Genomic DNA, 20,904 nt, shown 5'->3' with positions numbered 1-20,904 from the left:
CTATTTTTCCTCCTTAACATGCCGTCTTAAACGTTTTAATGCCGCTTTCTCAAGACGGGAAACCTGTGCCTGGGAGATACCAATCTCATCCGCTACTTCCATCTGGGTTTTACCTTCATAAAACCTGAAAGAAAGGATTAATTTCTCTCTTTCATTTAGTTTCCTTAAAGCTTCACGTACAGCAATACCCTCTAACCAACTTTCATCCTCTGATTTTTCATCACTGATCTGATCCATCACAAAAATAGGGTCACCACCATCATGATAAATTGGCTCGAAAAGGGATATAGGATCCTGGATAGCATCAAGCGCATAGGTTATTTCTGACCTGGGAATACCCAATTCTCTAGCAATCTCTTTTAGAGATGGTTCTTCAGAATTCTTGTTTTTCAGATTCTCTTTTATCTGTAATGCTTTATAGGCCGTATCCCGCAGAGACCTACTAACCCTTATAGGATTATTGTCCCTTAGATAACGTCTTATTTCCCCAATTATCATTGGAACTGCATAGGTAGAAAACCTCACATTTTTGCTCAAATCAAAATTATCAATAGCCTTCATCAAGCCAATACAACCAACCTGAAAAAGGTCATCTACATTTTCTCCCCTATTATTAAATCTCTGGATAACACTTAACACTAACCTTAAATTACCACTTACAATTGTATTCCTAGCTAGTTCATTACCATTCTGCATATCCTTAAATAATACCCTCATCTCTTTATTAGATAAGACTGGCAATTCAGAGGTATTAACACCGCTAATTTCTACCTTGTTACCCAATAGATATCCCCCCACTTCTATTAATTAACAGAACAATATATAACCTTATTAATCCAATATGTTCCATTAACATTATTGCCAGCCATATCTTATTTATACATGTAATAATAGGAAATAAAAAAGGAAGAGCATATACCCTTCCTTTTTTATTTCCTATTAAAGTAAAAATCATCATAAAATATAAGCTATCTACTATTTAAATCATCCTAGCAACCTCTCTCTTAAGCTTCCTGATAATTCTTTTCTCCAGACGAGAAATATATGACTGTGAAATACCTAATATATCGGCAACATCCTTCTGGGTTTTGGTATTACCTGATTTTAATAAACCAAAACGTAAGATTAATATCTTTCTCTCTCGTCTACTTAAACTTTTCATCGCATCCTTAAGTAATTCCCTGTCTACTTCCGATTCAATATTTTTATATATTATATCACCCTCTGTACCCATAATATCAGAAAGTTTTAGTTCATTTCCATCCCAATCAATATTTAATGGATCATCAAAAGAAACCTCACTCCTTTTTTTATTGTTTTTCCTGAGATACATAAGTATTTCATTTTCAATACATCGTGAAGCATATGTCGCTAATTTGATATTTTTACTTACATCAAAAGTCCTGACTGCTTTAATTAAGCCAATCGTGCCGATTGAAACTAAATCCTCTATATCGATTCCTGTATTATTAAACTTCCTGGCAATATACACAACCAGACGTAAATTATGCTCAATCAAAAGCTGTTTTACATTATCATCACCTTCAGCTAATCTTTCCAGGAGATATGCTTCCTCATTATCCTCTAATGGGGCTGGTAGAGTCTCACTACTCCCCAGATAATAAACAGGTGAACGATACAAACCCAAACCTCGCAATAGTGAAATCCAATATAATTGTAATTTAATTTTTACCTTGAAATAAATCCCTTTCATAATCTCCTCTCCTTTCTACACTAAATTTTAAGGATTTTCGGATTGATTAAGACCTGATAAACACCATCTTGGTCAATAATATGATCACTCATCCCCAATACAACCTTATCTGTCGTTATAACCTCCCCCTTATAATCTATTTCAACCATCTCAGGTCTTACTCCCACAAGAACAGCATGCTCTTGTCCTAGATCAGAAAAAGGCAATATTCTAATCCGATTACCTCTATTAAATTCATTAAAAATATTAATAATCTCCATACTATTAACCATATTGGATATCAGCTTCTGCTGCATCTCTGCTGGATAAACATCAATAATATCACCTAGATAAACAACAACTACTGGTACATTAGTCAGGGGGTCATTGAGCATATTACCAGTATCAAGTAGACCGGTAAAAGTAAACACCTGTGATTCTAGATATATTTTTACCGAAAGATAGAATTCCTCAGGAGATAAATGGCTCTGCAAAATATTCCAACCGTATTTACCCAGCATATATATCACAATTAAACCAGTGATAATTGCTATAATTAATTTGCTTGAACTGAAAAAAGACCCTCCATAGATGTAAAATAAAGATAGAGTTGTACCAATACTAATAAAACTTACGAGATATAAATACCCAACTGCTTTTAAAAAAGTCTTTATACTAGAATAATTAAAAGCAACTTTAATCATGATTATAGCTACAGTAAGATTTAAAACAATTTGTAATACTCCCTTATAAAAAGGATGCAGAGACCACATTTGTATTAATAGTACCAGAAAAGTATATATACTACCAATTAGAGCTGACAATAGTAACATAAAAAAATTTATTTTAAAGTCCATTAATTGGCCTACTGCCCAAATAATAGCAAGTGTCATTAAAAAATTATTAACAAATGTAATATCAGCATAAATTACCATTCTTTACACCTACTATCCCATCATTACTTATATATATGTGACAGAGAAAAAAATATTACCAGCTATTTTAAAATTCTTTGTCGAATAGTCAAAAAAGCAAAAAACTCGATACCATTTAAAAACAGTATCGAGAAATAATAGATTTTATACAATAGTAATAATTATTATATATTTAAACTAACCCTGTTGTCTCCTTAAAAAAGCAGGAATATCAAGGTCTTCTCCGGAAAAATCTTCAATATCAAAGTCATCAGAATAATCTTCTCTCTCTTGCTCAACAACCCTCTTTTTTTCAAAACCAGTTGCAATTACAGTTACCTGTACCTCGTCTTCAAAATCTTCATCAATAACTGCTCCAAGTATTATGTTTGCTTCTGGGTCAGCCACTTCCTGTATAATTCTAGCAGCCTCATTGGCTTCATGAATACCTAGATTCATACCACCTGTAATATTTAACAACACACCCTTAGCACCATCAATAGATGCCTCCAGTAGTGGTGACTCAATAGCCTGTTTAGCTGCTTTAGCAGCCCTTTCCTCACCCTGAGCCCGTCCAATACCCATCAGGGCAGAACCAGCATCAGTCATAATTGTCTTCACATCAGCAAAATCAAGGTTAATAATACCAGTAATAGTAATTAAATCAGATATACCCTGAACACCCTGACGTAACACATCATCCGCAATTTTAAAGGCATCCATCAAGCTGGTCTGTTTTTCTGCCACTTCCAGCAAACGGTCATTAGGTATAACAATTAAGGTATCAACACTCGATTTGAGATTCTCAATACCCAGTTCAGCTTTTTCCATTCGCTTACGGCCCTCAACAGTCAAAGGTTTAGTAACTACAGCTACAGTGAGAGCGCCTAAGCTTTTGGCAATCTCAGCTATTACCGGGGCTGCCCCGGTACCAGTACCACCACCCATTCCAGCAGTGACAAAAACCATATCAGCACCTTCAAGTGCCTGAGCCACCTCTTCCCTGGTCTCCTCGGCAGCTTCCTTACCAATAGCCGGATTTGATCCAGCTCCAAGACCCTTGGTGATTTTTTCACCAATTCTAATAGTTCTACCAGCATTAGAAGCCAGCAGAGCCTGGGCATCAGTATTAATAGCAACAAAATCTATACCTTCAAGACCTTCCTCAATCATTCTATTAACAGCATTATTTCCACCACCACCAACTCCAACAACTTTTATATTTGCAAATTGTTCTATCTCTGTTCCGATATCAAACAAATTTACCTCCCCCTTGAATAATACATAATTTAATGCCATAATATTGTTAAATAATTAAGTGTCATATCTATTAGTAGGGTAATTTTAAAAAAAATCACTTAACCAATTTTTCACTTTAGCAAAAAGGCTGCCGACTATTTCATTATTAAACTGTTTTTTACTAGGCTGATAATATCTCACACCAAATTCAACCAGACCAACAGCAGTTGAAAATATAGCTTTAGGAACCTTATCACCCCTATTTATATAGACAGGATTATCTATTACATCTGTTAAGCCACTAATATGTTTTGGCTCTCCTTGCCTGACAGGAAGGCCAATAATATCAGATGCTAAAACATCAGAACCGTACAATAAAGATGCCCCACCTGTCAGAACAATCCCACCAGGTGTAAGATCCCTGGGACCAACCTGTTCTAATTCCCGTTTAACAAGACTAAATATCTCCTGCATACGCGGCTCTATTACTTCACAGAGAGAAAGTAGTGGAACCTGTTGTGTCTGTTTACCACTGGCAGTAACTACATCAATATAATCTTCTTGATCAGCCATACTCTTTAAAGCACAACCGGCAGTAATTTTTATCTTCTCAGCTTCTCCAATTGGAGTTCTAAGTCCAACTGCAATATCATTACTGACATGGTTGCCCCCCACTGGTAAAATGGATGTATAACAGATACTACCTTCATGAAAGACAATCAAATCAGTAGTACCACCACCAATATCCACTAAAGCAACACCTAATTCCTTCTCATCAATAGTTAACACTGATTCACTTGAAGCCAGTGGTTCTAAAACAATATCATCTACATCTAAACCTGCCCGGTGAACACTCTTAACCAGATTCTGTATAGATGTACTGGACCCGGTAACTATATGTGTTTCAACTTCCAGCCGAACCCCGGACATTCCAAGAGGGTCTTTAATGCCAGAACAACCATCAACGATAAACTCCCGGGCTAAAACATGTATTATCTCTTCTTCAGCAGACAAAGGAATTATTTTAGCAGCTTCCATAACCCGCTCAATATCACTTGCTTTAATCTCTTTTTCTTCCCCTGTTACTGCAACTACACCATGACTATTAAGAGAAGAAATATGTGAACCCGCAATACCAACAAAGGCAGATTCAATACTGATTCCGGCCATTCTTTCGGCTTTTTGATAGGCCTCTCTGATCGCCTTGCTTGTCTCATCAATATCCACAACAATTCCTTTCCGTAACCCATGGGAAGGAGCCAGACCAATACCAATTATATCTATTTTATCCTCTGTTGTTAACTCAGCAATTATCGCACATATTTTAGTTGTACCAATATCAAGTCCAGTCACAACTCTACGGTTTGTCACAAATATAAACCTCCTCCCCAATAATAACTCTAAACAATAAATTCAACATTAATCTTTAAACTCCTTTTTTTATAATCCATTTTTATTGATTATTTAGTTTAATAACAGGTTTCTCCAGCAGCGATAAATCTATATAATCTACTACTATATCTTCCTGTAATATTTTATCAAAGATTGATTCCAGAATACGAAATTTCTTATTTAATTCCTGGTAATCATTTAAATACACAGGTATATTATTATGATAAGCAGTAATTTCCTTATCCTGGCACACTATTTTATTAATTAATCCTCTTGTTTCTTTATCTACCTGTGCAAGGGCCTGTACAATATTTTCTAATTTCGGTGTAAAGGATATATTATTCTGGTCTAAGGAATAACCTGCCCCTATTACCTCTGGTACTTTAACCCGCATATTTATAGTACCTTCTTCTATAATATATCCACTACTGCTAAACAAAAGATATTTACCATTATTATTTATTTTAGCCAGCGGAACCCTTTCTTCTACTATTATATGAATATTATCTGGAAAGACTTTTTCAACCTGAACATGTTTTATCATAGGGGTTTGCTCTAATATTTTCCTGATAGACACCTTATTCAGTAACCAGATATTTTCACCATAATAATTATCAACAAGACTATTTACTTCATTCTTACTTAGTATTTCAAGTCCATCAAACTCAATACTATTTACCTGAAAAAAAGGTGACATTGAAAAAGAAAATAAGGCAATAAGGCTTATCCCAGTTATTATAAAAATAAGAAACCTATCCTGTCCCATTTAAAAAACCCCCTGCTCAGGCCATTTCACGTTGTTTTTTCATTCTATCAATGAACATCTCGCCCACACGATAAACATCACCTGCACCAATTGTTAGCACTAAATCTTTAGGGCGGATCACCTTTTCAAGGTAAACTGCAATATCCTCTAAACTAGCAATAAATTCTACCTTTAAATCCAGATTTTGAGCAGCTAGCTTTGCCAGTTCCCTGGCATCTACACCTGGTATTTCCTTTTCACCAGCAGAATAAATATCTGTTACAATAAGGTGATCGACCAGCTCAAAAGATTCACTAAATTCCTTCATTAAATGCTTTGTCCGTGTATAACGGTGTGGTTGAAATACAGCAATTACACGTTCATAACCTGTATTTTTGGCTGCTTTAAGGGTTGCCTCTATCTCTGTCGGGTGATGGGCATAGTCATCAACAACCAGTACCTTATCTATTAATCCTTTTTTTTCAAATCTACGTCTTACCCCAGTATACTTTTCAATTCCAGCCTTAATACTGGAAAATTCCATTCCAGCATAAAGACCAACAGCAGTAGCAGCCAGTGCATTTAAAATATTATGTCTACCCGGGACCTGTAGGTTGATTTCCCCCATTATACAATCATTAAACATAAGTTTAAAGATACTTCCAAAAGGTAATAATTGGAGACTGACAGCCCTTAATACCCCTCTTTTAATTCCATATGTAAGGGCCTGCTGATCGTCTTCATTAATAATTCTATATACATTGTCATCATCAGCACAGGCTATAAGTTCACCATCTTCAGGGATGTTTTTCATAAAATCCTCAAAGGTATTCAGTAATTTATTTTTGCTGTCATAATAATCCTGATGATCCATCTCAATATTAGTAACTACCACAACCTGTGGTTTATAATAAAGAAAAGAGCCATCACTTTCATCTGCTTCAGTGACCATAAAATCGCCGTCACCTAGAAAGGCATTACCATTGATTGTGCCTAATTCTCCACCAACCAGAACAGTAGGATCAAACCCCCCTTCTTTTAACATAGTGGCTACTATAGATGTTGTCGTTGTTTTCCCATGTGTACCCGAAATAGCAATACCTTTTTTATCCTCCATAATCATAGCTATCATTTCAGCCCTTTTAATAACTGGTATTCCCTTAAATACTGCATAATCTAACTCTGGGTTATTCTCTGGTATAGCACTGGAGACAACAACAAGGTCAGGATTTCCGACATTAGCAGCTGAATGGCCGATATATATCCTGGCTCCTCTTTCTCTTAATTCAGCCAGCAGGTGAGAATCTTCAAGATCAGAACCACTAATCCTATACCTCTGCCTTAACAATAATTTAGCTATACCACTCATAGAAATACCGCCTATCCCAATAAAATGAATACTTTCAATTGATTTAAACATGAAAATCACCCCTTTTCTCCACCACATCTTAATATATGCAGTTGAAAACACTTTGTGCATCCTAGCCTGTACATTTTATTTAAACTAACCTACTAAATCCTCGATTGCCTTAATAAGTTTTTCTGTCGCCTGTAACTGGGCAAGTTTCTTACTATTTCTACTCATTTTTAATAATTTGAATTTATCATTTATCAATTCGCTTATCCTCCTAAATAATAATTCCCCAGTTAATTTATCATCAGCAATTACAATGGCAGCACCATGGTCTGCCAGACTCCTGGCATTATACTCCTGATGATTACCAGCAGCATAGGGATAAGGCACTAAAATTGCCGGTATACCACAGGCAGTAATCTCGGCCAATCCTGTTGCTCCTGCCCGGTATACTATTAAATCAGCAGCAGCATAAGCCAGTTCAATCTCTTTAAGATACGGCATGATTCTAATATTCTTATTTTCGACAGGATTTAATCCCCTGCCATTTAATTCATTAATAATATCCTGATAATTCTTCTCTCCAGTAATATGTATAATCTGCCAGTCATTATTCCTTAATTTATAATATATCTCAAACATAGCCTGATTTATACTTGCAGAACCCTGACTCCCCCCAAAAACAAAGATGGTTTTTTTATTTTTATTAAGTTTAAAAGCTTTAAGGCCTTTCTCCCTATCTGTCTCAGTTATAATCCTTCTTATTGGATTACCTGTAACAACTAGTTTGTTTTTAACCTTTTTTGAAAAATACCTTTCAGCATCAGCAAAATTAAGGGCTATCTGCTCAACACTATAAGACAATAAACGGTTAGTAAAACCCGGATAAACATTCTGTTCATGGATAATAGTTGGTATATTACCAAGACTACCAGCCAAGACAACTGGCCCAGCTACAAAACCACCTGTTCCCAGGATAATGTCAGGTTTATACTCTTTAATCAAACCCCTGGCTTGAAAAAAACCCCGGCAGGTCAATAGTATTGCCTTAAATAATACTATATTTAGTTTGCGTGGGAGTGGTAACACCTCAACTTCCTGATAACTAAAGCCTTCATCAGGAACAATTCTTCCTTCCAGACCACCCTTTGAACCAATATATAATATATCCCAACCCTTTTCTTTTAATGCCCTGGCTATTGCCAGGGCAGGATATATATGCCCGCCAGTTCCTCCTCCAGTAATTATAGCCTTCATTTCTTTCACCTCAATCAACCGCACTCTTTGAAATATTTAACAGAATACCTACCCCGGATAACATTATAACCAGTGATGTACCACCATAACTGATAAACGGTAATGTTATTCCTGTAATAGGCATTGATGCTGTTACTACACCAATATTTATAACCGCCTGAATAATAACCATAGTTGTTAAGCCAACAGCCAGCATAGAACCAAACATATCTGGTACTGATGAAGCTATCTTTAAACCCCGCCAGACAAAAAGAAAAAACAATCCCAACACAAATAATCCACCTAAAAAACCAAGTTCTTCTCCCAGAACAGCAAAAATAAAATCAGTTCCTGGTTCTGGAAGATAAAGAAACTTCTGCCTGCTATGCCCTAATCCTACCCCAAAGAAACCACCAGAACCTAAAGCAAGTAATGATTGGATAATATGATAACCAGTATCAAGAGGGTCTCCCCAGGGGTCCAGGAATGATAATAATCTCTCGCGACGATAATCCTCACTCATTATAAAATAATAAAGCAGGGGGAGACTTGATAAAGAAAGCATCATTAAATGCGATAAACGTACCCCGGAGACAAAAAGCATAATAAAAAATGTGCCGGCAATTGTCACACCTGTTCCAAGGTCAGGCTCGAGTAATATTAAAGCAAAGATAAGTCCCAAAATTATTAAGGGGGGTATAATACCCCTGCTAAAAGAATCCAGGTGCTCCTTTTTTCTTGTAAAATACTGAGAAAAATAAATTACAACACCTAATTTGGCTAATTCAGAAGGCTGAACCTGAAAAAAACTAAAACCAATCCATCTCCTTGAGCCCCCGACTACACGCCCAACCCCAGGAATTAAAACCAGTATTAAACCAGCAATTGTAATTAATAATATTAGTTTAGCATTTTTTTGATAGATATGATAATCAATATTCATAAAAAATATCATGGCCAGAATACCCACTAAAGACCAGACAAGTTGATGTCTAAATAAATAATAACTATCTTTATACATGGCATGAGACCTAATAGAGCTGGCACTCAAAATCATAATTATACCAAGTGTCATTAAAGTAATGATTACAAACAAAACAATATAATCTGGGGTCTGCTTTTCCTGCAAAATTATCCTCCCCTTTTCAAGTCAACTTCTCTCTGAAACTCCCTGCCCCTTTCCTTGTAATTTAGATACATATCCCAGCTGGGACAGGCAGGAGAAAGCAATAAACAATCACCAGCCCTTAATTCATTAAAAGCTAAGCTAACAGCCTCTTTCATATCTACCGCTTCATGTATATTTATATTATCAAAACCCTTTTTTAATACTGCTTCTTTTAACTTTTTCTTGGTCTCACCTAACAAAACAAGTACCCTGACCTTTTCATAAACAGTCCTGGCAAATTCAGAAAAATCAGCATCCCTATCCTGACCACCAGCAATTAATATAAGAGGCTGAGAAAAAGAATTCAGGGCATTAATGGCTGCATCAGGATTAGTAGCCTTAGAATCATCTATATAAAGTGTACCATCATCATCAACAGCAATTTCCTGCAGTCTATGTTCTTCAGCAGAAAAATTAAGAATACCCTGTCTAATATCATCCTTATCAACACCTGCCAGATGTGCGGCCGTGATAGCAAAAGCAGTATTCATAACATTATGTCTGCCCCTCAGTGGTATATCATCAACCGAAATAATACTTTCCTTTAGAATACCTGTTTTATCCTTATCCCTGATAAATAATTGCCCATCCTTTAAATATACTCCTCTTGCAATACAATTACTGGTACTAATTAGATACTTCCAGGCTTTACAACCCTCAGCAGCCCTTATTACTGCTGGATCATCATCATTAATAATAGCATAATCTCCAGCCCTTTGATTCATAAACAATCTCCTCTTGGCTTCCCAGTAACCTTCTATAGTCTTATGTCTATCAAGGTGATCAGGGGTGAAATTCAAATAAAGACTAATATATGGTCTAAACTCTTTAATAGTCTCTAACTGGAATGAACTAATCTCAGCTATAATCCAGTCATCACTATCCAGCCCAACAACCTCCTGAATCATAGGAACTCCAATATTACCAACTACTTTCACCTGACCGGGCATTGATTTCTCCATAATATTCCCTAGAAGCCTTGTAGTTGTAGTCTTTCCATTAGTACCTGTAATAGCAATTATACTGGCCTTTGTAAAATGATAAGCAAGTTCTATTTCACCTATGATAGGAATACCTTTAGCTGCTGCTTTTTTAAAAAAAGGCAGCTCAAGAGGTACACCAGGACTTACCACCAGCAGATCACAGGCCAGACACTTCTCACCATGACCTCCCAGTTCAAACTCTATCCCTTTTTCTGTTAGTATATTAACTGTTTTCTCCAGCTCTTCTTTACTTTTAACATCAGAAGCAATAACCTTTGCACCATGTTCATTTAACATGGTAGCAGTAGCAATACCAGTACGGCTGAGTCCTATAACAGCAATTCTTTTTCCGGCTACTTCTATCATAATATAAGCTCCTTTATTTTTTCCTGAATTATTATTAAATAAAAAGCATAAAGATATGGTAAACTATACTAAATCACATAAAAACTAGCCAGCCCCATCAGAGCAAAGATTAAGGCAAGAATCCAGAACCTGGCTACAACCTTGGACTCAGCCAGGCCAGCCAGTTCATAATGATGATGGAGTGGACTCATTTTAAAAAGTCTAGCTCCACCAGTACACCTAAAATAACTAACCTGTATCATCACAGATAGGGTTTCAACAACATAAATACCCCCAATAATCAACAAAAAAAGTTCTGTCTGTGATAAAACTGCCAGACTTGCTACAGCACCACCTAAAGCCAGTGAACCAACATCACCCATGAAAACCTGAGCAGGGTAACTATTATACCAAATAAAACCCAGACAAGCCCCGGCAACTATCAAGGCAAAAAGTGTCAGTTGTCCATATCCCAGAGCAGAAATCAGAACAGCCAGTGAAGAAACTACAATCAAAGTAACACCTGATGCCAGCCCATCAAGGCCATCTGTTAGGTTTACCCCATTAGCAGTACCAACTACAGTAAATATTACAAAAGGGAAAAACCAGTAGCCTAGATTGATATATCCCCCTTTTATAGGCAGAATAACAAATGTTCCTAGATCTGTATATAAATATACATAAACAGCCAGTAATAAAGCAAATAATACCTGACCAATCAATTTTTCCCGGGCCTTTAATCCCAGAGAACGTCTACTCCTGATTTTTATTATATCATCAAGAAAACCAAGTAAGCCCATTCCAATAGTAATGATTAATGCCCATATAATATATGAAGATAAATCCAATATTAATAAAGCTGTTATCAGAATCGCCAGTATAATTAGAATACCACCCATAGTAGGTATTCCCTTTTTCTTAAGATGTGATTTAGGCCCTTCATCCCTGATCTGCTGCCCATAATTAAGAAATTCAAGCACACGGATTAGGGTTGGACCTAATAATAGAAGTATAAAAAAAGGAAAAATAACTGCCAGATAGTAACGCATATCCTACCCCCCCTGACCTCCAATAATTTCTACTATCTCTTCCATTTTATTTCTCCGGGAACCTTTAACCAAAACAGTATCATTCCCTACAAGAATATTATTCAACAAAACTGCTGCCTGTTTATTGTTATCAAATATATGTATATTTTCTTTTTTCATATTACCTTGGATTGCACCTCGGGCAATTAATTGTGCAATTTCACCAACTGTTATTAGTACATCAACAGCAGAATCAGCTATTTTTTTCCCAAGTTCCAGATGAGCCCTACTTTCATTGCTCCCCAGTTCCAGCATAGCACCAAGTACCAGGATAACCCTATCTTCCGCACTTTCACAGACAGCATCCACAGCTGCTTCCATTGATAAGGGATTAGCATTATAGCTGTCATTTATAATTGTAATACCACCCTTTTTCTTTTGGACATCCCACCTTAAAGATGATAAGTCTACAGATAAAAGTGCTTTTTTAATACTATTCCAGCCAACAGCCAGTTCCCGGGCAACCGCAATAGCTGCTAGAGCATTATAGACATTATGCCGTCCGGGTTTATCAATTAAAATATCCCTTTTATCATCCTGATATTCAATTAAAAAGGATGTCCCCTTATTATCAATCCTGATATTACTAGCTGAGATATCAACAGCTTTATTAAACCCATAATAAATAATCTTTTCACCTTTAAAAACAGATTTCATATCCCTAACATAAGAATTATCATAATTTAATATAGCTATTCCATCTTCAGGCAGAGCAGCAATCAACTCACTTTTCCCCTGGGCAACATTCTCAATAGTCCCCAAGCTCTCCAGATGTGTTTCACCTACATTTGTAATAACACCTATCTGTGGTAAAGCAATACTGGTCAATAAACTAATTTCCCCCAGAGAACTCATCCCCATTTCAAGGACTGCAATATCTTCATCACCCTGCAGCTCAAGTAAGGTTAGGGGTAGACCATAATAGTTATTAAAATTGCCCTGAGTCTTATGAACTTTATACTTGCTGGCTAATAAAGCAGCTATCATATCCTTGGTAGTAGTTTTCCCGGCACTTCCTGTAATAGCAATAACAGTCAAATCATCAATTTGCTGACGATAATATGCAGCCAGCTGCTGTAATGCCTCTGTTGTATCATTTACTACTATATAGGCTGCTCTCTCAGGCAATTCTACCTCATCACTTATAATAAAAGCTGCAGCACCATTAACCGCTGCATCATCTATAAAATCATGACCATTAAATTTCTCGCCAGGAATAGCAATAAATAATTCATCTGCCTTAATGGTTCTACTATCAATTGAAACACCTTTGATTTTCTTATTTCTATTACCCTGGACAAGAACACCTTCTACCGCCTTGACAATTTCCCCTAGTTCCATATCCTTCATTTTTTATCATCTGCCATTTTTTCCTTTATTGCCTCACGAGCTACTTCCCTATCATCAAATGAAATTGTTTTATCCTTGAATATCTGGTATGTCTCATGTCCCTTACCAAATATTATAACCATATCATTGGCACAGGCCCTGGTAATAGCATGAAAAATAGCCTCTCGCCTATCTGGGAGCACTATATATGGGGTTTCACTATCATAATCTAAAACCCCTTTTTCAACCGCCGCCAGTATAGTAAGGGGGTCCTCTGAACGAGGATTATCTGAAGTAAGAACCGCATAATCACCATAGCTGGCTGCCATTTTACCCATTAGCGGTCGCTTACCTTCATCACGATCACCACCACAACCAAAAACCACAATTATCTTTCCTTTAACAAACTCAAGGGCAGTTTTTAATACATTCTCCATACCATCAGGTGTATGGGCATAGTCTACTACAACAGAAAATCCTTGACTCTCGTTAATTAGTTCAAATCTCCCGGCAACACCTGGTATCCCTTCAAGACCTCTTTTAATACTATCATCATCAATATCAAAAGCAACTGCCACACCAACTGCTGCTAATGTATTATAGACATTAAACTCCCCGGTTAAATTGATCGATAAAGGAATATTCTTCCTACCCCTAATCAAAAAAGATGCCCCTTTAGGTGAAAGCTGAATATCCTCTGCACTGAGATCGGCTTTTTTATTTATACCATAGCTTATCACTCTAGCACTGGCAGATTCAATTACCTGATTACTATAATTATCATCGATATTAATAATAGCAGTTCCTTGATCTGTAAGTTGTTTAAACAAAGAACACTTGGCTTTTAAATATTCTTCTATTGATTTATGATAATCCAGATGATCCTGGGTTATATTTGTAAAAACAGCTGCTGCAAATTCCATTCCTTTGACCCTTTTTAAGTCAAGAGCATGTGAAGATACTTCCATTACTACATGGGTAATCCCCTCTTTAAGCATTTTATCGTATAATTGATATAGATCCAGGGACTCCGGTGTAGTCCTGGTAGCAGGTAATGTCTTATCAGCAATAATATTTTTAATTGTTCCAATTAAACCAGTTTTCAGCCCGGCCTGTTCAAGTATGGATTTAATGAGATAAGTAGTTGTTGTTTTCCCATTTGTTCCAGTGACACCTATTAGCTGCAGTTTATCAAGTGGATAGTTGTAGAAACTAGCAGCCAGAGAAGCCATAGCCTCCCTACTACTCTTTACCCTTATATATGTGATTCCTTGAATATATTCATCTACTTCCCTTTCAATTACTACTGCACAGACCCCATTTTGAACAGCCTTAGGGATAAAATTATGACCATCATACCTGAAACCGTCTATACAGATAAAAAGATCCCCCTGTTTAGCCTGGCGGGAGTCATATACCATACCGCTAATCTCTATATTCTCATCACCAGTTATTTTTTCCACTTGTACATTAACTAATAATTCTTTTATCTTCATATCCTTACCCCCAAAATATATTTTAACCAATTATCGGTAAATTTACCCATCTTCCTTAAGAATAACAGAGATTTTACTCCCACCGGGCACTCTTTCCCCTGGCTCAATATCCTGTTTAATAATTACCCCTTCACCAGAAGGTACTAAAACTAAACCCAGTTCAGCCAGTAGATTAGCTGCTTTTTCCCCGGTTAAACCACTAAGGTCAGGGACAGCAACATAATATTTCTTTTCGATACCCTGGGCTTGCTCAGTAAGCAACAGAACAGTACTCCCCTCAAGTATATCAGCCCCAGCTAAAGGTATCTGTTTAATAATTTTATCACTTCCACCTATAAGTTTAACATCAAATTTATTTTTTCTCAATATTCTTTCTGCCTCAATTACAGTTAAGCCCTCAACATCAGGCACAGTAACATTCCTTTTTTCTTCTTCACCCTCTTCTGGAATAATTTGAGGTGGTATCTCCAGATATCTCAGGATATCTTGGGCTACATTACGAAAAATAGGGGCAGCCGTTTGACTGGCATAATAAGGAAAGCCTTTCAGGTCATATAATACCGTTAGAATAACCATCTGGGGGTCATCAATTGGTAAGATGCCAATAAATGATGAATCATATATCTGGGCTCCATAATGTTCGGCAGTACCTGTCTTACCACCAATTCGATAACCTTCAATAGCTGCACTTATCCCTGTCCCCTCAGCAACAACCCTTTCCAATAACTTTAGGGTTCGTTGAGCTGTTTCTTCCGAAACAACCTGTCTGATTGGAACTGCTTGAAATTCTTCCACTAATTCATCATCAGCATTCCTGATTTCCTTGACAAACCTCGGACGTAATAACATACCATTATTGGCTACTGCTGATACTGCAGTAATCAATTGTATGGGAGTAACAGAAATACCATGACCAAAACTCATGGTTGCTAATTCAACTGGACCAATACTATCAAAATCATATAATAATCCCTTGGCCTCACCTGGCAATTTTATTGATGTCTCACTACCAAAACCAAAAGAATTTATATAATTATAGAATGATTCTTTGCCAAGGCGCATGCCAACCTGAACAAAACCAACATTACATGAATTTTTTACAACATCTGCAAAGGTCTGCCGGCCGTGTCCACCGGCTTTCCAACAATTAATACGTCGATCACTTACTTTTATATATCCAGGGTCAACAAAAACATCATTTTCATTAACCACTCCATCTTCTAAAGCAGAAGCTGTTGTAATTATCTTAAAAGTTGAACCAGGTTCATATATATCTGAAATCGCCCGATTACGCCAGTATTTCTGTGGGTAATTAGCAAAATCATTGGGGTTATAATCAGGGCGATTTGCCATGGCCATAATCTCCCCAGTTTTAGGGTTCATAACAATAATAGTACCACCAGATATATTAAATTCCTCTACAGCCCTATCAAGCTCCCTTTCTATTATATACTGGATAACCTCATCAATTGTTAAATAAACATTATAACCATTTTGCGGAGGGACATACTCTCGAATACCATCTGGTATTGACTCACCACGAGCATCACGTTCAGATTGAATCTTTCCAGGTATACCCCTTAAATATTTGTCATAAGATAATTCTAAACCATCTAATCCCTGACTATCTATTCCAGCAAAACCTAGTAAATGGCTGGCTAGATTATCTTTGGGATAATACCGTTTGCTTTCCTCAGTAAAAGTAATCCCTTTAAGGTCAAGTTGGCGAACTTGCTGAGCAAGGGTTTCATCTAACTTTCTTTTAATATAAACAGCACTAGCCCTACGGGTAATCCTTTCATAGATATAATCATAATCAATACTCAGCACTTGGGCCAGCTTGCGGGCTGTCTTTTCAGGTTCTTCTATTTCGTTTGGTATAGCTACTAAGGTTTCACTACTTGCACTAATTGCCAGTTGCCGACCATTTCTATCATATATTATTCCTCGTTTCGGCTCCACTTTAAGCTGTCGTAATCTCTGATCCAGGGCTTTCTCCTGATATTTCTCACTGGAGATCACCTGTATCCAAAAAAGACGCAGTCCTAAAATAATGATAAGTAAAAAAAATATAAGAAACAGCGCAATTATCCTTTTTTTTACTTTGAGATGAGGTAGATTTGCCAATCTTACTCCCCCTAATTATCCAATTCCTCAGCCTTAACAGACTTATTAAAAAATTTTCCTAAAACCTGGGCAAAATATGTTTTCTTCTGTTCTGGCACTGTATCTTTCTTAATCTCTTCTTCTTTATTTAAAACCACAACCTCTACTCTGTCCGGCTCACTCATATGCAAATCATTCCTGGCCAGTTTTTCAATCCTGGCTAGAGATTTATTTCGGGCTAATTCAATATTTAACTTATGATTTTCCTCCTGTATCTTATCATACTCCTTACTTAGTTTAGTAAGGGTATAATTAAGGCGAGTTATATTAACAGACTGACAGATATATGATATTAATATAAGGGCAATAATAGTCACAATCAATATAAAACTAATAATTGTTTTAAAATCAATGCTATTTTTGGTCTTTTTATTATTGCTGCTATTTTTATTATTAATATAACCATAATTATAATCACTTTTAGGTTTGGTTTGTAACAATTTATTCACCCACCTTCCAATTTAGAACTTTTCAGCAACCCTCAATTTAGCACTCCTTGCCCTGGGGTTACTATCTATCTCTGTTTGAGATGCCCTAACAGGCTTCCTAGTAATAATTTTTATTGATGGTTCACGGTCACATACACAAACAGGGAAATCAGGGGGACAGTCGCACTTTTTAGCAAGCTCACGAAACCCCCATTTTACAATCCTGTCTTCCAGAGAATGAAAACTAATAATACATATCCGGCCCCCTGATTTTAAATAAGGAACAGCATTATTGATTAAATCTTCAAGTTGTTTTAATTCATCATTTGTTGCAATCCTTAAGGCCTGGAAAGTACGCCTTGCGGGATGGCCACCACTCCTTCTGGCACTTGCCGGAATGGCAGCCTTAATAACCTTCACTAACTCATGGGTGGTGATAATTTCGTTATCTTGTCGAAATTTAACAATAAAATCTGCTATTCTTGAAGCCCACCTGTCTTCACCATATTTCTTGATTATACTTGTTAGTTCTTCAGCAGAATACTTATTTACAATATCCCGAGCTGTCAAATCCTGTTTTAGATTCATACGCATATCCAATGGGGCATTATATTGATAACTAAAACCACGTTCCGGATTATCAAATTGAGGTGATGATACACCCAGATCAAAAACCATTCCATCAACGGCTTCTAGACCCCTATTGGCCAATATCTCCGGAATATTAATAAAATTACCATGTACCAACTCGAGATTTTGGTCATCAAAGCTGCCGGAAACCGCCTCTATAGCTTCTGTATCCCTATCAATAGCTATCACTGTCCCCTGTCCAGCTATTTCATCTAAAATTGCACGGGTATGACCACCCCGCCCCAAGGTGCCATCAACATAAACACCATTTTTCTGACATTTTAAATATTCTATTGTTTCCTTTAAAAGTACTGGTTCATGAGTAAATTCCACTTTACTTACACTTCCTCAGTTTTAACATATATTAAATCCCTAATTCTTCCATAGCAGCAGCTATATCTTCATAAGAATCCTCTGCAGAATCAAGATATGTATCCCATCTCTCTTTAGCCCATAATTCTATTCTATTTGCTAAACCTATTATTACTATGTCTTTTTCTAAATCAGCATAATTTCGTAGATTAGCTGGTATAGAAACACGACCCTGTTTATCAAGGTCACTCTCAGTGGCACCAGAAAAGAAAAACCTGACAAATGTTCTAGCATTTTTACTGGTCAGGGGTAAAGATGTTAATTTTTTTTCTAAAATAGACCATTCATGCATAGGATATACAAAAAGGCAATTATCTAAACCACGGGTAGCCACAAATTTTTCTCCCAGTGATTCACGGAATTTTGCAGGGATAATAACACGTCCCTTGGCATCCATACTGTGTTGATATTCACCCATAAACATGTGGCCCACCCCCTTTACCACTAATCCACCACTATGCACCACTTTCTACCACTCACTTCTTATATTCGTTATCTACATTAAAAATCCTTTATTTTTTATAAAAATATATTGTTTTTATAAAAATATATTTTATTGTTAACCATTCAGTGGCTTACTACATATAATATTGATGAAAAAAGGAGGGGAATATTTTAATGAAAATTAATTTCTTTTTCGCCTGGACCAAAGATAAAGATACAAGTAAGGAGTATACCAAGACTATTGGGGCAGGTTTTAAACTCCCATCTTTTTTAAGGTGGTTAAATATCTTTAAAAAAGACAAAAAAAAATAGGACCTATCACAGTAAGATAAGTCCATATCTCAATATTATAACCTTGTAGTCCAGAAAACTACAGGGTTTATTTATATATCCTAAAACTAATTAATACTCACTACTTCTACATCAATACACTTTTCTTTAAAAGCAGGTAAAATATCTTCTTTTTTACCAACTATTACTGTTAAAAACCTCTCTGGATAGGTATATTTTACAAAAACCTCCTGGGCCTGTTGACCATTCACCTTATTATATTCCTCAACATATTTATTAATATAATCAACATCCCTATTCATCAGCTCAATATTATAGATAATAGAAATAAAGACATCTTCAATATATCGATAATTTTGAGGATAATGTGCATTCCACCTATTTATTATCTTATAAACTTCTTTATCCTTTATTGCCTGACTCCCATCTTTTATAGAATTCATAATACCTTTGACCATCTCAATCGTTTCACAGGCTTTTTGGGGCCTTACATTGGTATCAATTATAAAATCTCCAGCAAGTTTATTATACTTTACATAAGAACCTATATTATATACATAACCCATTTCAGACCGCAGTTTTTCCATCAGACGGCTTTCAAAATCTCCTCCACCAAAAACACTATTGGCAATATCAAAAACCACTTTTTCTGAAAAACTATTATCCTTAAAGAGATAACCCATCTTTATCCTAGCCTGTGTAGCATCAGGTTTATCAATTAAAATTATTTTGCCCCAGTTATCTGGAGTTGGTTTGAGTTCTGCTTCCTGTAAAACCACCTCTGGACCCTGCCAGTCAGCAAAATAATCTTTAACCATCTTCTTTATTTCCGCAATATCTATATCACCTACCAACCCAAGTATAAGATTAGAGGGGGTGAAATTTTGTTTGTGAAATTCCTCCAGACTAGCAGGAGTAATATTATTCAGAGTTGATAATAATAAATCAACATCACTACTATATGCGTAGGGATGGTCTTTATAAAGATTTTTGTAGAAATTTACTGCTGCCAAATAATCATCATCAGCCTTGGTCTGCTGATAATTATTATATAAAAAATATTTTGTCCGCTGATAATATGGTGTATCAAAGCTGGGATTTTGTAAAACCTCAGCAGCTAATTTTATCAATTCCTCCTGGTCAGAAATAAGTGCATTTCCCCTATATCCAAAATAATCATTACTGCCGTAAACACTAAAGTTAATCCCATAACGCTCTTTATAATAAGCAAATTCCTCTTCACTGTAGTTTTTCGTACCTGTATTCATCATTCTAACCAAGAATTGAGATATTCCGGCTAGCTCTATTGTTTCCTGACTGATTCCACCCTTAATATAACCAAAAATCTGCACCACAGGCATTTCATGGTCTTCAGCCAGGTAAACCGTCATACCATTATCCAGAACTATTTTCTCATAGTCAGGAATTTTTATCCAGGGAATTTCATTGGTGTTCTCAGCAAGTTCCTCAAATAATTCCTGACTAAATTCCACCTGAGCCGAAATATTGCCTAACACAATAAGCTGCAATCCAAGTAGACAAAAACTCAGAATAATAATCTTACTCTTCATCTTTTATTTCACCTCTTAAA

Annotated in this window: 19 protein-coding genes; 1 reads left to right on the top strand and 18 read right to left on the bottom strand. The window is 36.2% G+C overall.

The window, feature by feature from the left end; genetic code table 11:
* The 17 genes from sigG to mraZ all read right to left on the bottom strand — a co-directional run bounded on the left by sigG (position 1) and on the right by mraZ (position 19,002).
* Positions 1-783 (bottom strand): RNA polymerase sporulation sigma factor SigG, encoded by a 783-nt coding sequence (gene sigG / locus GM661_RS08675; protein WP_205739185.1) that lies wholly within the window; start codon positions 781-783, stop codon positions 1-3.
* Between the two features lie 196 nt (positions 784-979).
* Entirely contained in the window at positions 980-1,705 is a 726-nt protein-coding gene (sigE, locus tag GM661_RS08670) for an RNA polymerase sporulation sigma factor SigE (protein WP_125992106.1), read from the bottom strand.
* A 29-nt stretch (positions 1,706-1,734) separates the two neighbouring features.
* The gene (locus GM661_RS08665; RefSeq protein ID WP_230869637.1) at positions 1,735-2,628 is read right to left on the bottom strand and encodes a sigma-E processing peptidase SpoIIGA; all 894 of its coding nucleotides are present in this window, start codon (positions 2,626-2,628) and stop codon (positions 1,735-1,737) included.
* Between the two features lie 177 nt (positions 2,629-2,805).
* Positions 2,806-3,867, bottom strand: a complete 1,062-nt coding sequence (gene ftsZ / locus GM661_RS08660) for a cell division protein FtsZ (RefSeq protein WP_230869636.1) — start codon at positions 3,865-3,867, stop codon at positions 2,806-2,808.
* A gap of 84 nt (positions 3,868-3,951) precedes the next feature.
* A complete protein-coding gene (gene ftsA / locus GM661_RS08655) occupies positions 3,952-5,217 on the bottom strand; it encodes a cell division protein FtsA (protein WP_230869635.1) in 1,266 nt (421 codons plus the stop codon).
* An 82-nt stretch (positions 5,218-5,299) separates the two neighbouring features.
* On the bottom strand, positions 5,300-6,004 hold the full coding sequence (locus GM661_RS08650; protein WP_230869634.1) for a cell division protein FtsQ/DivIB: 705 nt from the start codon (positions 6,002-6,004) through the stop codon (positions 5,300-5,302).
* A gap of 16 nt (positions 6,005-6,020) precedes the next feature.
* A complete protein-coding gene (murC, locus tag GM661_RS08645) occupies positions 6,021-7,403 on the bottom strand; it encodes a UDP-N-acetylmuramate--L-alanine ligase (protein ID WP_230869633.1) in 1,383 nt (460 codons plus the stop codon).
* A gap of 84 nt (positions 7,404-7,487) precedes the next feature.
* Positions 7,488-8,594, bottom strand: a complete 1,107-nt coding sequence (gene murG, locus GM661_RS08640) for an undecaprenyldiphospho-muramoylpentapeptide beta-N-acetylglucosaminyltransferase (protein ID WP_230869632.1) — start codon at positions 8,592-8,594, stop codon at positions 7,488-7,490.
* Positions 8,595-8,604: 10 nt separating this feature from the next.
* Positions 8,605-9,705: a stage V sporulation protein E gene (spoVE, locus tag GM661_RS08635; RefSeq protein ID WP_407929657.1), complete on the bottom strand. Its 1,101-nt coding sequence runs from the start codon at positions 9,703-9,705 to the stop codon at positions 8,605-8,607.
* Positions 9,705-11,090: a UDP-N-acetylmuramoyl-L-alanine--D-glutamate ligase gene (gene murD / locus GM661_RS08630; protein ID WP_230869630.1), complete on the bottom strand. Its 1,386-nt coding sequence runs from the start codon at positions 11,088-11,090 to the stop codon at positions 9,705-9,707. Before murD ends, spoVE begins: the two co-directional genes overlap by 1 nt.
* Positions 11,091-11,158: 68 nt before the next feature.
* Positions 11,159-12,118, bottom strand: coding sequence for a phospho-N-acetylmuramoyl-pentapeptide-transferase (gene mraY, locus GM661_RS08625; protein ID WP_230869629.1), 960 nt, complete (start codon positions 12,116-12,118; stop codon positions 11,159-11,161).
* A gap of 3 nt (positions 12,119-12,121) precedes the next feature.
* On the bottom strand, positions 12,122-13,507 hold the full coding sequence (locus tag GM661_RS08620; RefSeq protein WP_230869628.1) for a UDP-N-acetylmuramoyl-tripeptide--D-alanyl-D-alanine ligase: 1,386 nt from the start codon (positions 13,505-13,507) through the stop codon (positions 12,122-12,124).
* A complete protein-coding gene (locus GM661_RS08615; RefSeq protein ID WP_230869627.1) occupies positions 13,504-14,982 on the bottom strand; it encodes a UDP-N-acetylmuramoyl-L-alanyl-D-glutamate--2,6-diaminopimelate ligase in 1,479 nt (492 codons plus the stop codon). The genes GM661_RS08620 and GM661_RS08615 overlap by 4 nt, the downstream gene beginning before the upstream one ends.
* 42 nt (positions 14,983-15,024) lie before the next feature.
* Entirely contained in the window at positions 15,025-17,109 is a 2,085-nt protein-coding gene (locus tag GM661_RS08610) for a stage V sporulation protein D (protein WP_230869626.1), read from the bottom strand.
* Between the two features lie 11 nt (positions 17,110-17,120).
* Positions 17,121-17,588, bottom strand: coding sequence for a cell division protein FtsL (locus GM661_RS08605; protein WP_230869625.1), 468 nt, complete (start codon positions 17,586-17,588; stop codon positions 17,121-17,123).
* A gap of 21 nt (positions 17,589-17,609) precedes the next feature.
* Positions 17,610-18,539: a 16S rRNA (cytosine(1402)-N(4))-methyltransferase RsmH gene (gene rsmH / locus GM661_RS08600; protein WP_125989968.1), complete on the bottom strand. Its 930-nt coding sequence runs from the start codon at positions 18,537-18,539 to the stop codon at positions 17,610-17,612.
* A gap of 31 nt (positions 18,540-18,570) precedes the next feature.
* Positions 18,571-19,002: a division/cell wall cluster transcriptional repressor MraZ gene (gene mraZ / locus GM661_RS08595; RefSeq protein ID WP_125989966.1), complete on the bottom strand. Its 432-nt coding sequence runs from the start codon at positions 19,000-19,002 to the stop codon at positions 18,571-18,573.
* A 194-nt stretch (positions 19,003-19,196) separates the two neighbouring features.
* Here mraZ and GM661_RS08590 point away from each other — a divergent pair, with 194 nt between their 5' ends.
* On the top strand, positions 19,197-19,334 hold the full coding sequence (locus GM661_RS08590) for a hypothetical protein (protein ID WP_164522225.1): 138 nt from the start codon (positions 19,197-19,199) through the stop codon (positions 19,332-19,334).
* Positions 19,335-19,420: 86 nt separating this feature from the next.
* Here the strand turns inward: GM661_RS08590 and GM661_RS08585 are convergent, their stop codons facing one another.
* Positions 19,421-20,884 (bottom strand): M16 family metallopeptidase, encoded by a 1,464-nt coding sequence (locus GM661_RS08585; RefSeq protein WP_230869624.1) that lies wholly within the window; start codon positions 20,882-20,884, stop codon positions 19,421-19,423.
* Positions 20,885-20,904: the final 20 nt, after the last annotated feature.

The organism is Iocasia fonsfrigidae (assembly GCF_017751145.1).
GTDB lineage: Bacteria > Bacillota > Halanaerobiia > Halanaerobiales > DTU029 > Iocasia > Iocasia fonsfrigidae.
Note: the sequence above shows the minus strand (reverse complement) of the source record. Positions and strands in the feature narration are given on the sequence as shown.

Bases quoted from the DNA above. Each gene is read 5' to 3' on its own strand.
- GM661_RS08620 (WP_230869628.1), bottom strand. From the start codon at position 13,507: ATGAAGGATATGGAACTAGGGGAAATTGTCAAGGCGGTAGAAGGTGTT.
- murG (WP_230869632.1), bottom strand. From the start codon at position 8,594: ATGAAGGCTATAATTACTGGAGGAGGAACTGGCGGGCATATATATCCT.
- GM661_RS08665 (WP_230869637.1), bottom strand. From the start codon at position 2,628: ATGGTAATTTATGCTGATATTACATTTGTTAATAATTTTTTAATGACA.
- GM661_RS08585 (WP_230869624.1), bottom strand. From the start codon at position 20,884: ATGAAGAGTAAGATTATTATTCTGAGTTTTTGTCTACTTGGATTGCAG.
- mraZ (WP_125989966.1), bottom strand. From the start codon at position 19,002: ATGTTTATGGGTGAATATCAACACAGTATGGATGCCAAGGGACGTGTT.
- GM661_RS08650 (WP_230869634.1), bottom strand. From the start codon at position 6,004: ATGGGACAGGATAGGTTTCTTATTTTTATAATAACTGGGATAAGCCTT.
- mraY (WP_230869629.1), bottom strand. From the start codon at position 12,118: ATGCGTTACTATCTGGCAGTTATTTTTCCTTTTTTTATACTTCTATTA.
- GM661_RS08615 (WP_230869627.1), bottom strand. From the start codon at position 14,982: ATGAAGATAAAAGAATTATTAGTTAATGTACAAGTGGAAAAAATAACT.
- GM661_RS08590 (WP_164522225.1), top strand. From the start codon at position 19,197: ATGAAAATTAATTTCTTTTTCGCCTGGACCAAAGATAAAGATACAAGT.
- murC (WP_230869633.1), bottom strand. From the start codon at position 7,403: ATGTTTAAATCAATTGAAAGTATTCATTTTATTGGGATAGGCGGTATT.
- murD (WP_230869630.1), bottom strand. From the start codon at position 11,090: ATGATAGAAGTAGCCGGAAAAAGAATTGCTGTTATAGGACTCAGCCGT.